This window comes from Oculatella sp. FACHB-28, assembly GCF_014696015.1.
In the GTDB taxonomy this organism is placed as follows: domain Bacteria; phylum Cyanobacteriota; class Cyanobacteriia; order Elainellales; family Elainellaceae; genus JAAUTN01.
In genome coordinates, this window is sequence record NZ_JACJPJ010000072.1 from 105,042 (window position 1) to 124,684 (window position 19,643).

A 19,643-nucleotide genomic window follows, 5' to 3' on the forward strand; every position below is an offset into this window, starting at 1 on the left:
ACTACTGATGAATAAGGTTGTAAAGTTCTATAATCCTGGTTCAGCAGATGTCTTAAAGATAGAGTCTGAAGACATTCTGCCGCCGAGAGAAGGGGAAGCCCGCATTGCCATCAGTGCGATTGGTTTGAATCGCTTCGAAATCATGTTCCGCGAAGATAACTATGCCATTTCACCGGAGTTTCCTTCTCGCTTGGGTGGAGAAGCGGTCGGTATCGTGGAAGCTCTTGGACCCAATACCAATACGTTTCAAGTTGGCGATCGCGTAACTTTACTTGCAACGTTGCCGATGAGTAAAAGTGGTGTTTATGCAGAGCGGACAAATGTGCCAGTCACCTCGCTTGTGAGATCTGTTGATTCCTCTACTGATGTTGATGAAGCGGCTCTCTGGCTTTCCTACATCACAGTTTACGGACCATTCATTGAGTATAGTGATATCCAGCCAGGTCAATCAGCTCTAATTACTGCCGCTAGTTCTTCTGTTGGATTGGCTGCTATTCAAGTGGTGAAAGATCGAGGCGGTGTGGCGATCGCCACCACTCGCACCTCAGCCAAACGTCAAGCGCTTCTCAAGGCGGGTGCTGATCAGGTCATTGCAACTGAAGAAGAGGATTTGCTTGCGCGAGTACAGGAGATGACAAAGGGAAACGGCGTTGATATTGCTTTCGATGCCATTGGAGGAAAGCTTTTGCCAGCGATTGTTCAGGCAACTGCGGTAGGCGGAAGAATTTACGAATACGGCTTTCTAGATGCAGGGGGCGTATCTGGCAGCAGAGTCGATTTGCCGCTGATGCTGCTATTTTCCAAAATGCTTGGCTTCTATTCTGTATTCGAGATCATGCTCAATCCTGCACGTATGAGTCGAGCAGAAGCGTGGTTACGTGATGCTGTCAAGCGTGGAGCAGTCACGCCTCGGATTGATAAAACATTTCGACTGAATGAAATTGTTGCAGCACATCAATATATGGAATCTGGTCAACAACTTGGAAAAATTGTTGTCCTACCTTGAATTCACTTCATTATTGTATTCCGTGACTTGAGTAGTTGCACATGTTCCTGCTGAATGACAGTCAGGTCAGGATAACGATTCTTGGGTTCTCCTCTCACTTCAATTTCTCAACCATGTCCTCTCAGCCTATGATGTTCAACAACTGATAAGAGGGACACAAGTAGGAAGTTGGCAATTTCTACATTGAGTCCTGGCTCCGGCGGCACTTTAATTAGTCGTCCCTGAAAAAGTCGTGGTCTAGCAAGGAGATAAACCTTCTCGCCCCCTTTCGATCAGAAAACGATACAGCTTTCTCAAATTAAATCCACAACCTGCTAACAAGGCATTGATCTGATCTCCTGATCGCCCCTTGAGGTAATTGCGACCCATGCCATGGTCCGTCTTACTATGTCCAATAATGGGTTCAATCGCATTGCGATGTTTCAAAACCCGCTTGAGCGAACCTGCCCGTTTCCCTTGCTTGCACACTAACACTTCCACATCTGCTGGATGATATTGAGTGCCTCGAAACCCTTGGTCAACAATCGCTTGTTTGGGTCTGATGCCTGTTAATTGCTCCACTTGCCTCAGGGCAGGTGCAAGCGTTGCGCCATCATAAGGATTGGCATGATGAGCAGCGATTCCCACAATCCAATTGCTCATACTGGTCGTGACGACTGCAACTTTGCAACCAAATTCATACTTCTTGCTTGCTTTTCCCTTGGCAATACACTCCACTTCAGGAGCATGAACGCTGTAGCATTTGTGAGCATCTTGTTTCTGTTGCTTGTAAATCTGCTTGGCACTCTCTAGGAGCACTCTCAGGGTTGCGGATGGTACTGGAAGTTTACGTTCAATATCTCGAATCACTCGTCCTAAATAGGTGCGAAGTTTTTGAGTTTGCTTTTGTGCTCTGCGTCCTTGCCTTGCTGCTGCGTATCGGCTCTGTTTTAGCAATGCCTGCTTGCCCAAGCGCACATAACTCTGGCGCAGTTTTACCTGATGTTGCTTCGCTTGTCGCACCAGAGTGCGTCTAGCTTTATCGTACAATCGGGCATCCGTAGGAAAGGCAATCGCCTTCTCTTGCACGGTTGTGTCTACATTGACTTGCTTGAGGTCCGTCTTTTGAAACGCTTGTTGTCCATTAGCGGTTTGCAAAACCTGGTTGAGCAGCTTTTCCATTCCGCTTGCACCAACCCGCTTGCGCCACTTGACTAAGGTGGTGGGATGGCAAGGCAACTGGTGCTGAAAATACAATTCCCCGCAGAAGTACTGCCAGTAGGGATTTTCCACCCACTTCATCACAACAGATTCATCACTCTCGTTGTACATTGCTTTGAGATAATGCAATCCCACCAGTAAGCGAGCGGGCAATGGAGGTCGTCCCATCTCTCCGGCCATTTGGCTTTGGAATTCTTGCTCAAAGTAGTGCCAGTCGATTGCTTGCGCCAATGTCACGAGTGGATGTTGCGGATTCAATTGTGGTTTGAGCAGCAGTGATTGGAATGCAGCATCAGAAGCAGGTTCAGGGACGGATTGGCTCATGTGTTTTGCCAAGTTTTGCCACCTTTCGACGGGTTTCTGGTGATTCTACATCATCTCTTTTGGACTATAACCTCCTGTTAGCAAAGGTTTTATAATCTTTCAGGGACGACTATTTAGCTCCCCGTTAAACAACTCATACAGATTCTCTGTCTCGTCGTCATAGGACAGATACTCTTCAAAACTGAGAAATCGAGGTTTTGCGTAGGTCATGATGTTGTGGGAGAGTGGGCAACACCTTTAAGCTGCTTTCATTCTATGCTGTGTAACCGAATGGGTGTGGTTCCTTGCCGCAACTGGCGCTGTCGTCTGAGCCACGACCAACGCACGGGATATCTCAGCAGCGGCGCGAACTGGCTGACTCCCCATCGCAATAAGGCACTGTTGCCTAATTTGTCTGCCTGAGCCGCTTCTTCCGCCTGAAGCTGCTGAACTCGAAGGATTTCGGGCGATCGCTCCTCCTGTACCTGGGCGATCGCCTGATCGATTGCTTCCTGTCCTGCTCCTTGCTTCAACAGGGGAATGAGGTGGTTTGCGGCAACTAAAACATCTCGCAACGCCATGTTAATTCCCTGAGCGCGAATGGGGGACATTGGATGGGCTGCATCACCCAGCAGCAACAGTCCTGGAATTGACCAACGAGGGCAATGTCCTACCACAACTGACAGCAACACAGGATGCTCTAGTGTGTCAGCATGAGTGCGGAAATGGTCTGCCAGCCACGGTGGTGAAGCCGATGCTAACTCCTCAGCCCAATCAACCTGTTTCCAATCAGTCGTGTTATCTCGTAGTGCCCATCCTACCTGAAGATTGCCTTCAGAACCGCGAAACAGTCCAAAGGTGTCTGGTCCTTGAACGATGGAGTAAAAAACATTCTCTAATTCAAACTGAGGGCTATCTGCCAGTTTGAACCAGAGAATATCAAAATTCTTGCTCTGCTGCTCTAGTGATAAATTGGCTTTTTGACGCAAAAGTGAGTTACGCCCATCTGTCCCAATCACCAGATCGGCAGTTAGAGTGCGATCGCCCCCCACTCTTACACCGCTTACCCTCTCACCTTCCCACACCAGTTCTTGAACCGCAGTTCCTTGGAGTAATTCAAAGTTAGGAAGGGCGATCGCTTCTTCTACCAATGCCTCCAATAGAGCGGATTGTGAAACCAGCGTACAGGGCTGCCCTCCTGGTTCGATCGGCTCCTTCACCTGAAATAGTAATCGACCATTAATCAGAACCTTCCAGGCATCCAGAGGGCGATGAGGAATGCGGTTGAGGATCGATGAAAAGCCCATTTGCACCAGTGCGTCCAATCCGCTAGGCATCAGTCCCTCACCGCGAAAGGTGCGGCGAAAGGTACGTGAGGCCTCAATGAGTTTGACGGTGATGCCCTGTTGAGCGAGGAGTAGTGCCAGGGTTGCACCGGCTGGCCCAGCCCCAATAATGATGACTTGTGTATGGTTTTGCACTACTCGTGTACCAGCTTAAATGCTTTAGCTTAACCATATTACAAGGTGATTCAACTGCTGAAGGGTCGTTTAGTACGTGTCAGAGCGATCGCCCCTTCTCTCTGTCCAAAAAAATCCGTAGGCTGTTACCTTGACTAAATACCGCTGACTCAGATATGCTGTCACGCTAAGGTTGTCTTTTTTCGCACAGATAACCCGACCAGACCCAAAAATCTAGCGCTACCCAAGGCTGTTGTCACCAGCCCTGAGCAGCTAACCCCCAAACTGGTACTAGCAGTCTGGCGGCTAACGGTGAATTTTAACACTCCCTTAGCCACCCCGACTTGTCGTGTCAAAAAAAGCGGGGTGGCTAGGTTTTTGGGGTTTCCTCAAAACCATAAAGGAGTTACAACTCATGTCTCAATGTTTCTTAGAATCTCTCAATGCATCCACTGTTGAGAGAGAAGTTTTGGCACTTCAGAATAGTGAGCGCGATCGCCTGCGAGTTCTCATCATCGGCTCTCGTGATGGCGTAACCGAAACCATCCACGACCTGCATCGGCGCGGCTTTGCTGAAGTGGGAATGTGGAGTCCCTTGTTATCTGCTCCGAGCTCTGGCGAGGTGATGAGTATTTTGACACGCGATCGGAGAGTGGGAGGGTAAGAGAAACAGGAGGGGCGATCGTTTGGAAGGGGGCAATCGCTTCCTTCCTTAGAACATGCAGAGTGTTACACATTAGAACATTAAGATTTCACACTAAAGCCGAAACCTAGCGTGGAGAAAGTGAAGATTGGGATCAGAAAGCGTTACAAGTTTTTGATTATTCCTGACTTGGTTGGTCAATAACGCATCTCAGCTTTCAAGGTGCCGATTATTATGAGTTACTGTCTTAATCCAGCTTGCTCCCACCCAGAAAATTTAGGGGATGCAAAACGCTGCCAGCAGTGTGATGAAGTTCTGCGATTGCACAGCCGCTACTTAGCTCTCAAACCTATTGGACAAGGAGGGTTTGGTAGAACGTTTCTAGCGATCGATGAGTCTCGTCCATTAAAACCTCGCTGTGTCATTAAGCAATTCCTTCCTCAGCAACAAGGCACGAACAACTTGGAAAAAGCAGCCGAACTGTTTCGGCAAGAAGCTCAGCGCTTGGAGGAGTTAGGGGAGCATCCCCAAATTCCAAATCTATTAACGTATTTAGAGCAGCATGACCGTCAGTATTTGATCCAGGAGTTTATTGATGGGCAGAATCTAACGCAAGAACTGGAAGAAGACGGCATTTTTAACGAAGCTAAAATTCGTCAGCTATTAAATGATCTGCTACCGGTGGTGCAGTATATCCATGAGCATCAGGTTATCCATCGAGACATCAAACCTGCTAACATCATCCGTCGAGCCACAGACAAAAAACTCTTTCTAGTCGACTTGGGCGCAGCCAAATACGCAACGGGAACTGCTCTGGCAATGACCGGGACGGTCATTGGAAGTGCTGAGTATACTGCACCCGAACAATCGAGAGGGAAAGCTGTATTTGCTAGCGACCTTTATAGTCTGGGAGCTACCTGCGTTCACCTACTGACTGGCATATCTCCCTTTGATCTATATGACAGCAGTGAAGGTCGATGGATCTGGCTAGATTATGCACCTCGTGTGATCTCTGAATTGCTCAGTCGAACTTTAAACAAAATGTTGGAGGCTCCGACCAATCGACGCTATCAATCGGCAAATGAGATACTCATGGATTTGGAGCAATTGGATCAGAGGCAAGACTCCGGCTTTCCCACCAATGAGAATTTCCGGCAACCTAGTGCAACCTCTAAATACGCTTCAAAGCCTTCTAATTCTGCAGATTTTAAGCCGAGACTTGAAGAGCAATCAGCGCTTATAAACGCGAATTTTGAGGCGAGAGGCAAGCTTGCCCCTATAGAACAGACCAGAGCACCCCAGAAACCATCACTCATAGAGACTTCACCAAGACCAACAAATCTGCGTACTTCTAGCAACATAGCAGTGATGATCTTTTTGATAGCACTTATGTTCGTATCTGGTTTCTTTATGGTGCGGTCGTTTCTGCTTTTTCTTCCACATGACCGTTCTCACATTTCCGATCCACGATGGTCTATAGGGTTGCCTCCAAACGACGATGAGCCAGGTCCAAAGTTCATAAACCCAGTTCAACCAACACAAGTCCTTGCTGCCCGTGGGCAGGTCGTCACATTAACGATCAGTCCTGATAGCAGAACGCTGGTTAGTGGTAATGATGACAGTCGAGCATCCACTGATTCTGGGGTTGCCGAAGAGTTTCACGACAGCAACCTACAAGTATGGGATTTAACGACAGGTAGAAATTTGCACACGCTGACAAGTCATCATCCAGTATTTTCGGTAGCCATTAGCCCGGATGGTAAAACCCTAGCCAGTCAAAGTATAAATATATCCACAAATCCAGAAACGCTGAACGGTATTGAGCTGAGTGATGACGAGCAGGAGCGATTTCGCGGTACGCTGCAGTTGTGGAATTTTCAAACTGGAGAATTGCTGCGAACACTTGCTGAAAATACATTTGGAGCATCGGTCAAATTTAGTCCAGACGGAGAATTTCTCGCAGGAAGTTCGTTTGGTCAAATTTACATTTGGAATGTTGCGACTGGGGAAACTCTTCAAACCCTTCAAGCCAGATCTGACTCGGTCAGCTTTAACCCAAGTGATAATACTCTTCTTACTGCGACTTCACCTGTAATGGGTGGCACTATTTCACCCGAAGTACAAGTTTGGGACTGGCGTACTGGAGAGCAGATTAACTTCCTAAGCTCGATGAACCAGGATAATACTTTAGACCGCAACGGATTTTCAACTCTCGCTGTTAGTCAAAACGGTCTACTGGTCCTGGGTTATAAAACAAGAAGTAGGGATCTGGCTCAGCCTGGCTCAGCTATTAAAATTTGGAATCTTCAAACAAGTCCTGCAGAGTTAGTTATCACACAAAACATTCCCTTAGACCTAGCAGCCGTTGCCGTTAGCCCAGATGGCAGCCTAGTCGCCGCTGCTGGCACTCAAGATTCAGTTGAGACGGTGAATATTTATGAAACTCAAACTGGAGAACTAATACGTTCCCTCAGTGGCTCCTCCAAGTTGGCAAGGTCTGTTGTCTTCACCCCTAATGGTCAAAAGCTAATTACCGGCAGTATAGATGGAGTAATTAGAGTTTGGAATATCGAGGAATTACGTTGATTAACTAGGGATGCAAGTCCTTTTCTAACTAATTTTCAGCTAAACGTAGAACATTCACACCTTATAGATATTAGTGCTGCAACCTCTGTTGCTCTCTAGTGCACCTTAATTGGTAATATTGATGCGAGTAATTTTGGTATGGGTCACCACATTGAAGGATTTAGTGATCCTTGAGGGGCGTGGAGATAATGACGAGATTGATTTTAAGGGGCTCTCAGTCCCGGTTGGAACAGTGCCTAAAGTCTATTTAGGGACATTCTGTGCCTGTCGAACGTTGAGTAAAATTGAAACAATGGGGCTGTGAACTCAATCTCCACTGGTACTCGTCAAGGCCAGTGGACATAACAAAAAGAACAATAGATATGACAACCAAGCTTCATTGAAGGAAAGGCCTGCAACAGTAGAAGCCGCGATCGCCATTCGTAACATGAAACAAATAGGAAGATCGCCCCTCATCAAGCAACCTAAGCAAAAACCGGTGAGGGTTGACTAATACTCTTGTCCTTACAGTATTCTAGATAGCTGGCGATCGCCCCTCCCTCACCAGTTCTCAAACACCTTGTGAAAACTGGTGAAGGGATAGGTTAGGTAGTCCCCAGAACAGATCGAGTTACAGCCGCAAAAGAGTCTTTAACCTTGTTGACTGCCTGGGCGATCGGTCGCTGTGAACTAAGGAAAACCCGAGCACAGTTGCGTCCTGGCATTCCAGAAATCGAGCCACCTGGGTGAGTCCCTGCACCCGTGAGATAGAGTCCCTGAATGGGTGTTTTGTAGTTTGCCAGTTCGGGTAGCGGACGCAAAAAGATCATTTGATCGAGCGTCATGTCGATGTGATAATAGTTGCCTTTGTAGGCTCCCAGACGTTCACCTAATTCGGCTGGGCTTTCAACTCGACGGGCGATAATGGAGTTTTTTAGATTGGGAGCGTAATCTGCTAGTTTGTCGATGACGCGATCGGCGACTTTGTTTTTTAAGTCATCCGTCCAACCAGTACCGTTTAACCCGGTTCCTTCAGCTCCAGCAATTTGGTAGGGTGCAAAGAACTCAATCCACAAGGTATGTTTGCCATCAGGTGCCATTGAGGGGTCGAGCATCGTGGGCACGACCGCATACATGGATGGATCAGAGTCAGGGATGTCGCCAGCGGTAGGTTGGCTGTGGGCGAGTTCCACATGACGCACAGAGTCGGCAATCAGTACGGAGCCAATCAGGTTACTGTCCTGGTGGTTGTGATGCTCAAATCGAGGAGCTTCTGAGAGGGCGCAGTCAATTTTGAGAATCGTTTCGTTGTTGTTGACGATGCGGCGCTCCAAACGCTCGCGCAATTTTGGATCGGCTGAATCCACATCGGCTGAATCCATGCACTGCAAAAATAGCCGTTTTGCATCAATGTTAGAAATTACAGCATGCTTGGCGCGATACTCCATACCGTTTGCTACTCGCACCCCGACGGCTCGTCCATCGTCAATTAGAACCTGGCTAACGTGCTGATCGGTTAGCACCTCTCCACCTTCATGCTTGACCAGGTTGAGCAATGCTTGGGTCAATGCGCCTGTGCCGCCTTTGGGTCTTGCCATACCGGGGTTGTGGCGCATCGACATCATCATGCCGCCGATGGCGATCGTTTTTTGTGAAGGTGGCGCACCCAGTTCTGAAGCGAGTCTTGCCAGCGGCGCTTTAAGAAATTCTGAGTCGAACCACTCGTTCAAGTGGTCTTCTGGACTGGTCAGCATCATGTGCAGCATGTCCAGGCTTTGGTCGATTCCACCCACTACTGAGAAGAGATCCTGCAAGCTTTTGATGTTGTAGTTGCCTGCGATGTCAGGAATGGATTTGGGAGGAGCGTTAAAAATCGGGGTGATCGCGTTGGTGAGTTGCTGCCAGAATGCAGTGAATTCAGCGTATTTTTGGGCATCGCGATCGCTATATCGCGCGATTTCAGCGCAGGTCTGCTCGACCGAACGGTGCGCCAAAAAATATTTGCCGTCTGGGTGAGGGCAAAACACAACTGGATCGCAAAAGAGGTATTCCAGTCCGTACTTGCCTAGCTCTAATTCCTCGATGACTGGACCCAAGTGAATGAACTCGTGGTCGATCGCACAAAGATTGAACTTAAACCCAGGAGCTTCTTCAGGCATGATTTCCTCGGTCGTTGCCGCTCCACCAGGCACCGATCGCTTTTCTAACAGCAACACGCTGTATCCTGCCTTCAGCAAATATGAGGCGCAGACCAAACCATTGTGTCCGGCACCGATGATCACGACATCATACGCTTGCATTAACGAACTCCAGTCGGGATTAAATGATACGTAAACCCATCTTAGACACGATTAAAAGATGCAAAATCTGTCTACTTAGATAGATCAATTCAATAGATTAAACTTTCAAGCAGGTTAAATTTACAGAACTTAGGTGTTGAACGATCAGAAGAAGTCTTTGGATTAAAGCACTTGCTGTTAGAAAGCGATCGCCACAAACAGCTTAATTCAAAGACCCCCCAAGTAAAGGCAAACGCCCATTCGCCCTTACTTTTCCGTCCAAGCTGGATGCATCAGCATTGCAGCAATCACCCGTACTCCCCGCAATTGATTTGACAGTGGTAGATGACCTTTGGGAGCAGACAAATCCCAGGTAAACTCCTGTGGATAGCGTGTCCAGTTGTTTCCTGACTTCCAGCCAATCATCGGCCATAGCTTCTCCCAATTTTTGCCCGTGCCCAGCCAAAGCTCTCGCTGCACCGAGTACCCAAACTTGCCTTCTGAATAGACTAGCCAGAGCAAGTTGATCGTTTTTAGGTCAACCGTAGGAAAACCGTCGACTTCGGTAAAGTAAATCCATTTCCTTTGAATTGCCGTCTCGCCTGCCAATTCACAAAGCTTCTCCAGCGTGAGGCGATCGGCTGCCTGAAAGTCTTGCTGAATGAGCAAATCCTGAAGGGGGGAATAGTCGATCGCCTGGGCAGACTGCAAAGGCACAACGCCTTGAGGAAAGTGAGTCTGACAAAATTCCTTAGCTTTTGCTGTGTCGGCAGTTCGCAACAGCCGATAGGCCTTGCCTACCGTCGCAGAGGGCTGCTGAGATCGCTCTAGCAAAAATTCCATCAACGTCTCTAAGCCTGAATCACCTGAATCAGCCAGTTGTTGAACCAATTGCAATTGGGTTTTCTCCGACTCAGTGTTGAGACGACGCAGATCAGTCACAAGGTTTGAACCGGGTAGTGGAGCGGAAGTGGGATCGGTAGTTGAGCGACTCATGTTAGCGGCTGCGGTTCATCCATCAGAACTATTCTACTCCCAGACAGATTGCAAAATGCTTTGAATGATGGCAGTCGTGGAGCTTGAAATTTCGATCGTGATCAGTTTAACGTCTCCTCCATAGTCCCAAACGTCAGGCACTTCGGGCAAAGTTTCTAAATTGTAGTCGCCACCTTTGACGTAGATGTCAGGTTGAAGGGTCTGAATCAATTGACAGGCAGTTGTTTCAGCAAAGATTACCACGCCATCCACGGGTTTGAGCGCAGCCAGCACTTCTGCCCGCTGCATTTCTGGCACAATTGGACGGGCAGGTCGCCCTGGAGTCTGGGGTTTAATTGCTCTGACTGACTGATCGCTGTTCAAGCCAACGACGAGCGATCGCCCCAACTCTTTCGCTGCCCGCAAATAGCGCACGTGCCCCGGATGAATCAGGTCAAAGCAGCCATTGGTAAACACCAGCGGCCGCCAATGGTCGGGGTGAAGGGCGATCGCCTGTACCAGTTCAGGCAAAGAATAAACACCAGGAATTTTCACGGCAGGTAAATCAGATGTTGTCAACGGTACTGTCGACTTAAAACAGCAGATGAAACAATAAGCACAACTAATGCCTGTGCAGTGAGGGTTGCTCAGATTATGCGGCAGGTTTCAACCCAATAATCTCTTGCCAATCCTGAAAAGGTTAAGTTGACGATACCCAAAAGTGAAATAGAAATGAGGCTTGTCTTACGTTTCGCTATTCTTGAATCGCTCTGTTGATCTCAGTCTAAATCTGAATCTAGCGAGAAATAAAAGGCGCTATACCTCAGGCTAACCGCTAGCAGGGGGAGTTTTGCGCTGAAATTTCATCCTCATTTTATATTTGCCTGCAATACTGCTCTTCAACTTTTGTTAAGTCTTAGACCTGCACCATTATCCCTGCCCCGGAACTATCGATGGCTCTTACTTTGAAATGCTCTAACCGATTAACAAGAGACCGCATCGCTGGAACGTGCCTTGGACTGCTGTTGCTAATGACCCCAGCCGAAGTATTGGCTCATACAGGTCATGGTGACGAGTTCCACCAAAATCAGTCGGCTCAATCCGCAGGTGCGATCGAGGTCGATAATGCAACCGCAGAACGGATCGAGCTGAAAGTAGAGCCTGTCGCTCGTCAATCTCTATCATTTGGTGTGCAAGCAACTGGGCAAATTGAAGCCTCTCCGAGCCGCAGAGTAGAGGTCACGAATCCTGTGGGTGGAACAGTTGTCAAGCTACTTGTAGAGCCAGGAGATACGGTTGAAGCAGGACAACCTCTGGCAGTGATTACAAGCGGTGAACTGGCAGAATTGCGCGTTACAGCGTTAGAAAATTCCGCAGAGCGACAGGGAGATGTGCAGCAGGCTCAAGCCAATTTACGCTTGGCTCAACAAAGCTACGATCGCCAGCAGCAGATTGCCCAGACTGCCATCGATCAGGCAAGAACCGAACTGAGAGTTGCTCAGGAGCAATACGATCGCGATCAAGAACTGACAGAGCAAGGAGCCATCCCCAGACGAGAGTTCTTAGAGTCAGAAGCACATTTAGCATCGGCACGACAAGCCTTAACCGAAGCCGAAAGTCGCTTAGAAGTGTTGGAGGCTCGAACCGAAGTAGAGCGTACCCAAACTGCTCTTCAAGTGGCTCAATCTCGCGCTCAACTCAGTGCAGGAACGTACAGAACTCGATTGCAACAGCTAGGAGCATCTCCTAATTCAGACGGCACGATTACTATCAAGGCTCCCATCGCAGGAACGATCGCCGATCGCGAAGTCACATTAGGGCAATCGGCTGAAGACGCAGGGGCAACCCTGATGACCATTGTGGACGATCGCACCGTCCTCGCAACTGCCAACATTTATGAAAAAGATTTGAGTCAGGTTTCTCAGGGTCAGCGAGTACGGGTGACGATATCGAGCCTTCCGGAGCAAGTCTTTGAAGGACGCATCATTACCATTGGCTCAGTTGTGGAAGGAGAGAGCCGAGTCGTGCCTGTTAAAGCAGAGCTAGACAATGGGGATGGAACACTCAAACCGGGAATGTTTGCCGAACTGGAAGTCCTAACCGATCGCACCCCAGAACCCGTTGTTGTGATTCCTCAGTCAGCACTTGTTGAGGCAAACGGACAGCAACTTGTTTTTGTCCAAAATGGCAATACATTTCAACCTGTTGAGGTCGTGTTGGGTCGGCAAGCCGGGGATTTAGTCGAAGTCAAAAGTGGATTGTTTGAAGGCGATCGCGTCGTCACTCAACGGGCCAATCAACTCTATGCTCAATCGTTGCGTGGAGGAGGTGCAACAGAGGAGGCAGTAGCAACGGAAGTTACAGAAGCCAGTGCTACAGGTGGAGCATTACCCTGGTGGGTTGTTGTGCCGGCAGGGGGATTGCTGGCGATCGGCACCTTTGCTGCAGGAGCTTTTTGGTCAAATCGGCGAAACTGCAGACAACTCCCATCGACAATCACTGCCCTGGAACATCTAGAAAATTCCCACAACGGGCATCATGCCACACCTGACAACCAGTCTGCACTGCTGCATTCGGCAGACCCACACTATCGAGATGCTGAAGTACCTGCACCGCCGCACCAGCATCATTAAGTCGCCTTCTATTTCACCAACCAATTATTTGAGAGGAATCAAACCGTGAAACTCAACAAATCTCTTGCGATCGCTCTAATTAGCCTGGGATTAGTCCTAGGAGCTTGTGCCAGTGGCGGAGAGCAAACGACAACTTCAGAGAGTCCTGCTGCTTCCCCAGAAACGTCTCCTGCTGCTGAATCCTCCAGCCCTACAACAACGGCTCAAGCTGACACCGCTCACGATACAAGTGCTTCACAAGGTGGACAGGTGGTTGAAGCAGGTCCGTATCACCTGGAACTGGTCACTCTAAAAGAATCCAGTGGCGTACATCTCGATTTCTATTTACAAAAGGGAGATACTCACGAAGCGATTCCAGATGCGACTGTAACGGGACAGGTTCAACTACCCGATGGAACACAAAAAACAGTTGAGTTTGAATACGATGCTGCGGGACAACATTACGTTGCGACCTTGCCTGATACAGCACCTGGAGAGTACAACGTTGCCGTTTTGACGGATATCAATGGTGAAAAGGTAAACGGGCGTTTCAACTTCAATCAATAGTTGGGCTAGAGAGGCGATCGCCAGTTAAACAGGAACGAATGACATGATTGAAGCAGTTGTTCAGCAGCAATATGATCACCTTGCCAAAATCTATGATCAACGTTGGCGTGGCTACGTTACAAACACTCTCAATTTCTTAAAGCAGTGGGCGCAGATTTCTCCGCAGGCGATCGTTCTTGATGTAGCGTGTGGAACAGGGGAGTTTGAGCGATTGCTGCTACAAGATCACCCAAATCAGCAGATTGTGGGAATCGATATTTCAGCAGCAATGCTAGCCATTGCCAAAAGAAAGCTCCAATCTTATTCTTCTGTTTCCTTTCATCAGGGCAGCGCAACAGCGATTCCCTCAGCTAACGAATCCTTTGATGTTGTCGTTTGTGCCAGTTCTTTCCACTATTTTGACGCTCCCTTAGATGCGCTAGCAGAAATGAACCGAGTTCTCAAACCAGGGGGCAAATTAATCATCCTAGATTGGTGCAAAGACTTTCTGCTGTGTCGCTTTTGTGATGTTGCACTGAAGGTGTTTGATCCAGCCCACAAACAGTGTTACACGCAACAAGAGTTTCACAACTTTCTCACCTCATCCCAATTCAACATTCAGGCTGCAAAGAAACTGCGATTTGGATGGGTGTGGGGATTGATGGTTGCTACCGCTATTAAAAATTAAACTGCTATGCTCAATGCCATTATCAAGTGGGCGATCGCGCGTCGGTGGCTAGTCATCTTAGGCGCAATGGTGCTAACGATTTGGATCGTTCGTACCGTGATGCAGATGCCGCTGGATGTGTTTCCCAGCTTTGCTCCACCCCAGGTCGAAATTCAAACCGAAGCGCCTGGATTAGCTCCAGAGGAAGTGGAATCTCTGGTGACGCTGCCGATTGAAAGCGCAATTAATGGCACTCCTGGCGTGACTGATGTTCGCTCTGCCTCTGCCGCTGGAATTTCGGTTGTCAAAGTCATCTTTACCTGGAATACCGACATCTACCAAGCACGACAGCTTGTAACTGAACGCTTGCAGCAGGCGCAGGACAAAATTCCTGAAAACGTTGAAACGCCTCAAATTTCTCCAATCACATCACCGATTAGCACCGTGATGATGGTTGCCTTTACAGTGGACGAGACGGTGGATGAAACAGCACCAGAGGAATCCCGCACTTCTTTAATGGAATTGCGACGAATTGCAGATTGGCAAGTTACAAATCGGCTATTGGCAGTTCCTGGTGTGTCTCAGGTCGTTGTGTATGGCGGCGAGGTACAGCAATATCAGGTGTTAGTTGATCCCAAAAGGCTGCAAGCATTTGATGTGTCGTTGCAAGACGTGACAGAAGCCGTTGAAGCAGCGAACGTCAACGCACCTGGAGGATTCCTGACCACACCAGACAAAGAAACCCTGATTCGGGGCATTGGACGGTTAGAAACCATTGATGATTTGGGGCAATCTGTGATCACGGCTCGCAATGGTACACCGATTCGATTGTCAGATGTGGCAACGGTGCAGATTGGGGCAGCCCTCCAACGGGGTGATAGCAGTCTGAATGGTAAACCGGCTGTCGTTATAGTGGTGAACAAACAGCCGCTTGCCGATACCCCCACCGTTGCTCGCGGAATTGAGTCTGCAATGCAGGAGATTCAGGCAGGGTTGCCCCAAGATATCAAAGCGGATATCACTTTTAGTCAGGACAAATACATTGATGCGTCGATCGAAAATGTTCGAGCCGCACTGATTGAAGGCAGCATCATTGTTGCCCTGATTCTGATTCCCTTCTTGATGAACTGGCGGAATTTGCTGGTATGTCTGGTGGCACTACCACTGTCTCTGCTGATCGGTGTACTAGCGTTGAATTGGTTAGGTCAGGGACTTAACACCATGACACTAGGTGGACTAGCCGTTGCGATCGGGTCTGCTGTGGATGATGCGATCGTTGATGCAGAAAACGTCTACCGTGCTTTACGAGAAAACAAGCATTCTGCCCATCCCCGTCCAGTGTTAGAGGTTGTTCTGGAAGGGTGCCAGGAAGTTCGGGACTCCGTTTTCGGAGCGACGATCATTACCATTGTTGTTTTCTCTCCTGTGTTTGCGCTAGGCGGTGTGGAAGGCAGCATTTTTATCCCGATGGGATTGGGCTACATGGTGGCAGTGTTGGCATCTAGCGTGACTGCCCTCACCGTTACGCCTGCCTTGTGTGCGATTTTGCTGCCCTACGGTCGTTTACCAGAAACAGAACCCTGGGTAGCCCGTTTTTTTAAGCGGATTTATCAACCGTTGATCGACTTCTCCCTACGTCGTTCTAGCCTGATTCTGACCGTCGCGGCGGCGACTCTCGTTGCGGCATTGGTCATCGTACCCTCGCTAGGACGAGAGTTTTTGCCAGAGTTTCAGGAAGAAAATCTGGTCAACACGTTGATGCTCTATCCCGGTTCATCCTTGCAGGTAACCAATAGTGCCGGGTTTGCGATTCAAGATGCTCTCAAAGACGATCCTCGCTTTCGGTATGTGCAGTTGCGATCGGGACGTGCCCCCGGAGACAGTGATGCGGCTGCGGTGAATACAGCTCACCTGGATGTGGATTTAAGTGAGGAAGGGCTAAAAGACCGAGAGGGCAGTATTGAGAAACTGCGGGAAGAGTTTGCTAAATTGCCGGGAGTTGCTCCAAATATTGGTGGCTTTATTTCACACCGGATGGATGAAGTCCTGTCGGGAGTTCGGAGTGCGATCGCCGTCAAAATCTTTGGTTCCGACTTGCAGCAACTCCATGCCCTTGGACAAGAGGTAGAGCAGATCATGCAAACCGTTGAGGGAGTGGTGGATCTGCAATTGGAACCCCAAATTCCCATCGAGCAAATTCAAATTCAGTTCGATCGCGCTGCTGCGGGCCGCTATGGGCTAACTGTGGGTGAACTCTCCAATACGATCGAAACAGCACTCAACGGCAAAGTCGTTTCCCAGGTCTTAGAGCAGCAACAAACCTTCGATCTGGTGGTTTGGCTGGAACCAGAAGCCAGGAACAATCTTGATACGATCAGCAATTTACTTATTGACACCCCTACAGGGCAGAAAATCCCTTTGGCGCAGGTCGCTCAAATTCGCACAGGAACAGGACCAAATACGATCAATCGAGAGAACGTGTCTCGACTGATCGTGGTTGCCGCTAATACGGATGGGCGAGATGTGCGATCGGTGGTCAATGAAATCCGCTCGAAAGTGGCAGAGCAAGTTCAGTTTCCTGCTGGATATTTCCCAAACTATGGTGGGCAGTTTGAGGCAGAACAACGGGCGACGCAAAACATTTTGGTATTTAGTGCGATCGCCTTCGTAGTCATCACGGTCATCATGTACCTTTCGGTGAAATCCGTCGCTTCCACTGCCATGATCATGATTAACCTGCCCCTGGCACTGGTGGGTGGAGTCTTCTCTGTTGCGTTAACAGGTGGGGTTATTTCTGTCGCTTCATTGGTCGGATTCGTCACTCTGTTTGGCGTTGCGACGCGCAATGGCTTGTTGTTAGTCGATAACTACAACAACAAATTTGCTCAAGGAGTGCCCTTCCGACAAGCATTGGTTAAAGGCTCAATGGAGCGATTGAACGCAATCCTCATGACTGCCTTTACTTCAGCATTAGGATTACTGCCGCTCGTCATTGCAGGAGGACCCGGAAAAGAAATTTTGCAGCCTCTCTCGATCGTCGTTTTAGGTGGGTTGTTCACCTCTACTGCCCTGACGCTGGTTGTGCTGCCCGCTCTCTATGCCCGATTCGGTAAGATGCTAATGCCCAAATCGCATCCATCGCAGTCTGTTCAACCCGTTGCCTCAGAAGAAGTGACACCTCATGCGCGTTCTATTAGTTGAAGATGAACCCGATTTAGGTGCAGCCTTGGAGCGATCGCTCAAGCGCGAAAAATACGTCGTGGATTGGGTGAAGGATGGCACAGAAGCGTGGCAATTCCTTGAAAATTCCTGGAATCAATACACTGTTGCAATTTTTGACTGGCTACTTCCAGGTCTATCAGGCATCGAACTTTGTCAACGGCTCAGAGCAAAACAAAATCCTTTGCCTGTGCTAATGCTCACAGCAAGAGATCGTATGGAAGATCGGGTAATAGGACTGGATGCCGGAGCCGATGATTATTTGATCAAACCTTTTGGCATAGCAGAATTATTAGCACGGCTCAGGGCATTGCAGCGGCGATCGCTTCAGATCCAACCTCCTCAACTTCAGGTTGGCAATCTCCTTCTTGATTACGCCACATCAACGGTTTCAATTTCTACAAATTCTACAAACATAGGAAAACTGCAAAACATTCCTCTCACTGCCAAAGAATTTCAACTATTGGAATACTTTATGCAGCACCCCAACCAAATTCTTTCGCGTGACCGGATTATTAGCCGTATCTGGCAAACAGAAGCAGACTTTAACAGTAATGTAGTCGCGGCTCAAATGCGTCTACTGCGACGAAAGTTAACCGAGTATGGTTACGATCACCTAATTGAAACCGTCTACGGCATGGGCTACAAGCTCAACACTTATGAAACATAGCCGAGTTTTTCATACCACTCGACTGCGCTTAGCAGGGCTGTATGCCGGAACGATGGGATTTATTCTCACACTATGTGCGATTGGCTTTTACGAAGCGATGGCACATAGCCATGTCTCTGAGTTAAGCCACCGAATTGAGTCGGTAGCTGGCACACTGCATGATGGGCTAGAAGCTTCATTACAACAACCGGGCAAGCTAGAACCGATTGTGCAAAAGTTTATTCCATCGCTTTGTATTGCTGGAACAACTTGTGCCTATGAATCCACAGCCGTTCACTATTTAGGGGTCTTTCAAGAACATGGATATTACATTCGCTTTGTCACCCTATCTGGGCAGTTGTTAGCCAGTGCCGGTGAGATCACAACTGACTTACCTGTGCGCGTTGAAACGGAACCCTGGCAAACATTAGAAGCTTCTGACGGGACTCGCTATAAGCAATTATCTTTGCTGCTGAAGACGGCTAACCAAGATGCATGGGGATATATGCAGGTCGGGCGATCGCTCTCTGACATTGATGGACATATGGTTTGGGTTCGGTTGATTCTGCTAATTGGCTTGCCCAGTGCGATGTTTCTCGTTGTTGTTGCCAGTTGGTGGATTGCTGGACAAGCGATGCAACCCGTCTATCGGTCTTACCGTCAAATGCAGCAGTTCACCGCCGATGCTGCCCATGAACTCCGAACACCACTAGCGGCAATTCAGGCGAATTTAGAATCAACTCTCACACCCGATGCAATCGATGCGGATGCCTGGGATACGCTGCGTACTGTTGAACGCCAAAACAATCGCTTATCTGGGCTTGTTCATGATCTGTTGCTCCTCTCGCGTATGGATTTACAAGGATTTTCTGCTAAACAGGAGCCTTGTAATCTCAATGATTTAGTGAATGATTTAGTGGAAGAGTTCTCGGCACTCGCGCTTGCTTCACATATCTCACTCATTGCAGACGTTCAGACAAACACACCGATTACGGTATTCGGCAGTGAGGAGCAACTTTATCGCCTCGTTGCGAATCTCATCACGAATGCCATTCAATACACTCCTAGTGGCGGCAAGGTCATCGTTCATCTTAAGCGAGACGATCATCATGCACTGATTCAGGTCGAAGATACAGGAATTGGTATTCCACTGAAAGAACAAGCGCGTATCTTCGATCGCTTCTATCGCGTCAATAGCGATCGCTCTCGTCAAACTGGAGGAGCAGGTTTAGGTTTAGCGATCGCACAGGCAATTGTGCAATCTCATCAAGGCACAATTCAGGTACAGAGTGAAATGGGCAAAGGCAGTGTTTTTAGTATTCGCTTGCCAGCGAGGAGTAACTCCAAACAGGTTCAAGTTTTTCTTTAAGGCTTTAAAACTATGGAAATTCAGATTTCCACAGCAAGCTTCATTTAAGAATTTCTAGAACGTTAGCTAGGCGTTGTACATTTGACGAATGGTTTTCGTAGGGGCAGCTTAGGAGCCAGGAAGCTTTCGTGAAGCAGTACGGGAATCAGA

General features: G+C 48.5%; 14 protein-coding genes and 2 pseudogenes. 9 read left to right on the plus strand and 7 right to left on the minus strand.

All coding sequences use genetic code 11. The features are described 5' to 3' along the window. Nucleotides 1-7: 7 nt before the first annotated feature. Nucleotides 8-1,006, plus strand: coding sequence for a zinc-dependent alcohol dehydrogenase family protein (locus H6F88_RS16425; RefSeq protein ID WP_190643828.1), 999 nt, complete (start codon nt 8-10; stop codon nt 1,004-1,006). An 11-nt stretch (nt 1,007-1,017) separates the two neighbouring features. Here the strand turns inward: H6F88_RS16425 and H6F88_RS34520 are convergent. From H6F88_RS34520 to H6F88_RS16440, 4 genes and pseudogenes are all read right to left on the minus strand, one after another. Further along, nucleotides 1,018-1,236, minus strand: a pseudogene (locus tag H6F88_RS34520) (Uma2 family endonuclease); the annotation flags it as partial. A gap of 7 nt (nt 1,237-1,243) precedes the next feature. Further along, complete coding sequence (locus H6F88_RS16430) at nt 1,244-2,530, minus strand: IS5 family transposase (RefSeq protein ID WP_190643829.1); 1,287 nt, start codon at nt 2,528-2,530, stop codon at nt 1,244-1,246. Nucleotides 2,531-2,644: 114 nt separating this feature from the next. Beyond that, nucleotides 2,645-2,740: pseudogene (locus tag H6F88_RS34525) on the minus strand (Uma2 family endonuclease); the annotation flags it as partial. Nucleotides 2,741-2,778: 38 nt separating this feature from the next. Then, nucleotides 2,779-3,990, minus strand: coding sequence for an FAD-dependent monooxygenase (locus tag H6F88_RS16440; RefSeq protein ID WP_190643830.1), 1,212 nt, complete (start codon nt 3,988-3,990; stop codon nt 2,779-2,781). Between the two features lie 394 nt (nt 3,991-4,384). Between H6F88_RS16440 and H6F88_RS16445 the strand changes: the two genes are divergently transcribed. Together H6F88_RS16445 and H6F88_RS16450 are read left to right on the plus strand one after the other, a co-directional pair. Continuing rightward, the gene (locus H6F88_RS16445; protein ID WP_190643831.1) at nt 4,385-4,633 is read left to right on the plus strand and encodes a hypothetical protein; all 249 of its coding nucleotides are present in this window, start codon (nt 4,385-4,387) and stop codon (nt 4,631-4,633) included. 213 nt (nt 4,634-4,846) lie between these two features. Continuing rightward, complete coding sequence (locus H6F88_RS16450) at nt 4,847-7,198, plus strand: serine/threonine-protein kinase (RefSeq protein WP_190643832.1); 2,352 nt, start codon at nt 4,847-4,849, stop codon at nt 7,196-7,198. Nucleotides 7,199-7,782: 584 nt separating this feature from the next. On the opposite strand, the gene crtO is transcribed toward H6F88_RS16450, so the two are convergent. The 3 genes from crtO to H6F88_RS16465 all read right to left on the minus strand — a co-directional run bounded on the left by crtO (nt 7,783) and on the right by H6F88_RS16465 (nt 10,980). Further along, entirely contained in the window at nt 7,783-9,477 is a 1,695-nt protein-coding gene (crtO, locus tag H6F88_RS16455) for a beta-carotene ketolase CrtO (RefSeq protein WP_190643833.1), read from the minus strand. Between the two features lie 246 nt (nt 9,478-9,723). Then, nucleotides 9,724-10,452: a GUN4 domain-containing protein gene (locus tag H6F88_RS16460; protein ID WP_190643834.1), complete on the minus strand. Its 729-nt coding sequence runs from the start codon at nt 10,450-10,452 to the stop codon at nt 9,724-9,726. A 33-nt stretch (nt 10,453-10,485) separates the two neighbouring features. Continuing rightward, nucleotides 10,486-10,980 (minus strand): adenylyltransferase/cytidyltransferase family protein, encoded by a 495-nt coding sequence (locus H6F88_RS16465; RefSeq protein WP_190643874.1) that lies wholly within the window; start codon nt 10,978-10,980, stop codon nt 10,486-10,488. A 482-nt stretch (nt 10,981-11,462) separates the two neighbouring features. On the opposite strand from H6F88_RS16465, the gene H6F88_RS16470 reads away from it, so the two are divergent. The 6 genes from H6F88_RS16470 to rppB are packed head-to-tail and all read left to right on the plus strand — an operon-like array spanning nt 11,463 to nt 19,493. Beyond that, nucleotides 11,463-13,064, plus strand: a complete 1,602-nt coding sequence (locus tag H6F88_RS16470) for an efflux RND transporter periplasmic adaptor subunit (RefSeq protein ID WP_242050578.1) — start codon at nt 11,463-11,465, stop codon at nt 13,062-13,064. Between the two features lie 45 nt (nt 13,065-13,109). Then, a complete protein-coding gene (locus H6F88_RS16475) occupies nt 13,110-13,610 on the plus strand; it encodes a hypothetical protein (RefSeq protein ID WP_190643836.1) in 501 nt (166 codons plus the stop codon). A 43-nt stretch (nt 13,611-13,653) separates the two neighbouring features. Continuing rightward, entirely contained in the window at nt 13,654-14,277 is a 624-nt protein-coding gene (locus H6F88_RS16480; RefSeq protein ID WP_190643837.1) for a class I SAM-dependent methyltransferase, read from the plus strand. Between the two features lie 6 nt (nt 14,278-14,283). Beyond that, entirely contained in the window at nt 14,284-17,457 is a 3,174-nt protein-coding gene (locus H6F88_RS16485) for an efflux RND transporter permease subunit (protein WP_190643838.1), read from the plus strand. After that, nucleotides 17,438-18,145, plus strand: a complete 708-nt coding sequence (gene rppA, locus H6F88_RS16490) for a two-component system response regulator RppA (RefSeq protein ID WP_190643839.1) — start codon at nt 17,438-17,440, stop codon at nt 18,143-18,145. The genes H6F88_RS16485 and rppA overlap by 20 nt, the downstream gene beginning before the upstream one ends. Further along, a complete protein-coding gene (gene rppB / locus H6F88_RS16495; RefSeq protein WP_190643840.1) occupies nt 18,135-19,493 on the plus strand; it encodes a two-component system sensor histidine kinase RppB in 1,359 nt (452 codons plus the stop codon). Before rppA ends, rppB begins: the two co-directional genes overlap by 11 nt. Nucleotides 19,494-19,643 lie beyond the last annotated feature (150 nt).

What these genes read in the sequence shown, in the direction of transcription:
- H6F88_RS16425 (WP_190643828.1), top strand. Translation starts at nt 8, where the DNA reads ATGAATAAGGTTGTAAAGTTCTATAATCCTGGTTCAGCAGATGTCTTA.
- H6F88_RS16430 (WP_190643829.1), bottom strand. Translation starts at nt 2,530, where the DNA reads ATGAGCCAATCCGTCCCTGAACCTGCTTCTGATGCTGCATTCCAATCA.
- H6F88_RS16445 (WP_190643831.1), top strand. Translation starts at nt 4,385, where the DNA reads ATGTCTCAATGTTTCTTAGAATCTCTCAATGCATCCACTGTTGAGAGA.
- H6F88_RS16450 (WP_190643832.1), top strand. Translation starts at nt 4,847, where the DNA reads ATGAGTTACTGTCTTAATCCAGCTTGCTCCCACCCAGAAAATTTAGGG.
- crtO (WP_190643833.1), bottom strand. Translation starts at nt 9,477, where the DNA reads ATGCAAGCGTATGATGTCGTGATCATCGGTGCCGGACACAATGGTTTG.
- H6F88_RS16460 (WP_190643834.1), bottom strand. Translation starts at nt 10,452, where the DNA reads ATGAGTCGCTCAACTACCGATCCCACTTCCGCTCCACTACCCGGTTCA.
- H6F88_RS16470 (WP_242050578.1), top strand. Translation starts at nt 11,463, where the DNA reads ATGACCCCAGCCGAAGTATTGGCTCATACAGGTCATGGTGACGAGTTC.
- H6F88_RS16480 (WP_190643837.1), top strand. Translation starts at nt 13,654, where the DNA reads ATGATTGAAGCAGTTGTTCAGCAGCAATATGATCACCTTGCCAAAATC.
- H6F88_RS16485 (WP_190643838.1), top strand. Translation starts at nt 14,284, where the DNA reads ATGCTCAATGCCATTATCAAGTGGGCGATCGCGCGTCGGTGGCTAGTC.
- rppA (WP_190643839.1), top strand. Translation starts at nt 17,438, where the DNA reads ATGCGCGTTCTATTAGTTGAAGATGAACCCGATTTAGGTGCAGCCTTG.
- rppB (WP_190643840.1), top strand. Translation starts at nt 18,135, where the DNA reads ATGAAACATAGCCGAGTTTTTCATACCACTCGACTGCGCTTAGCAGGG.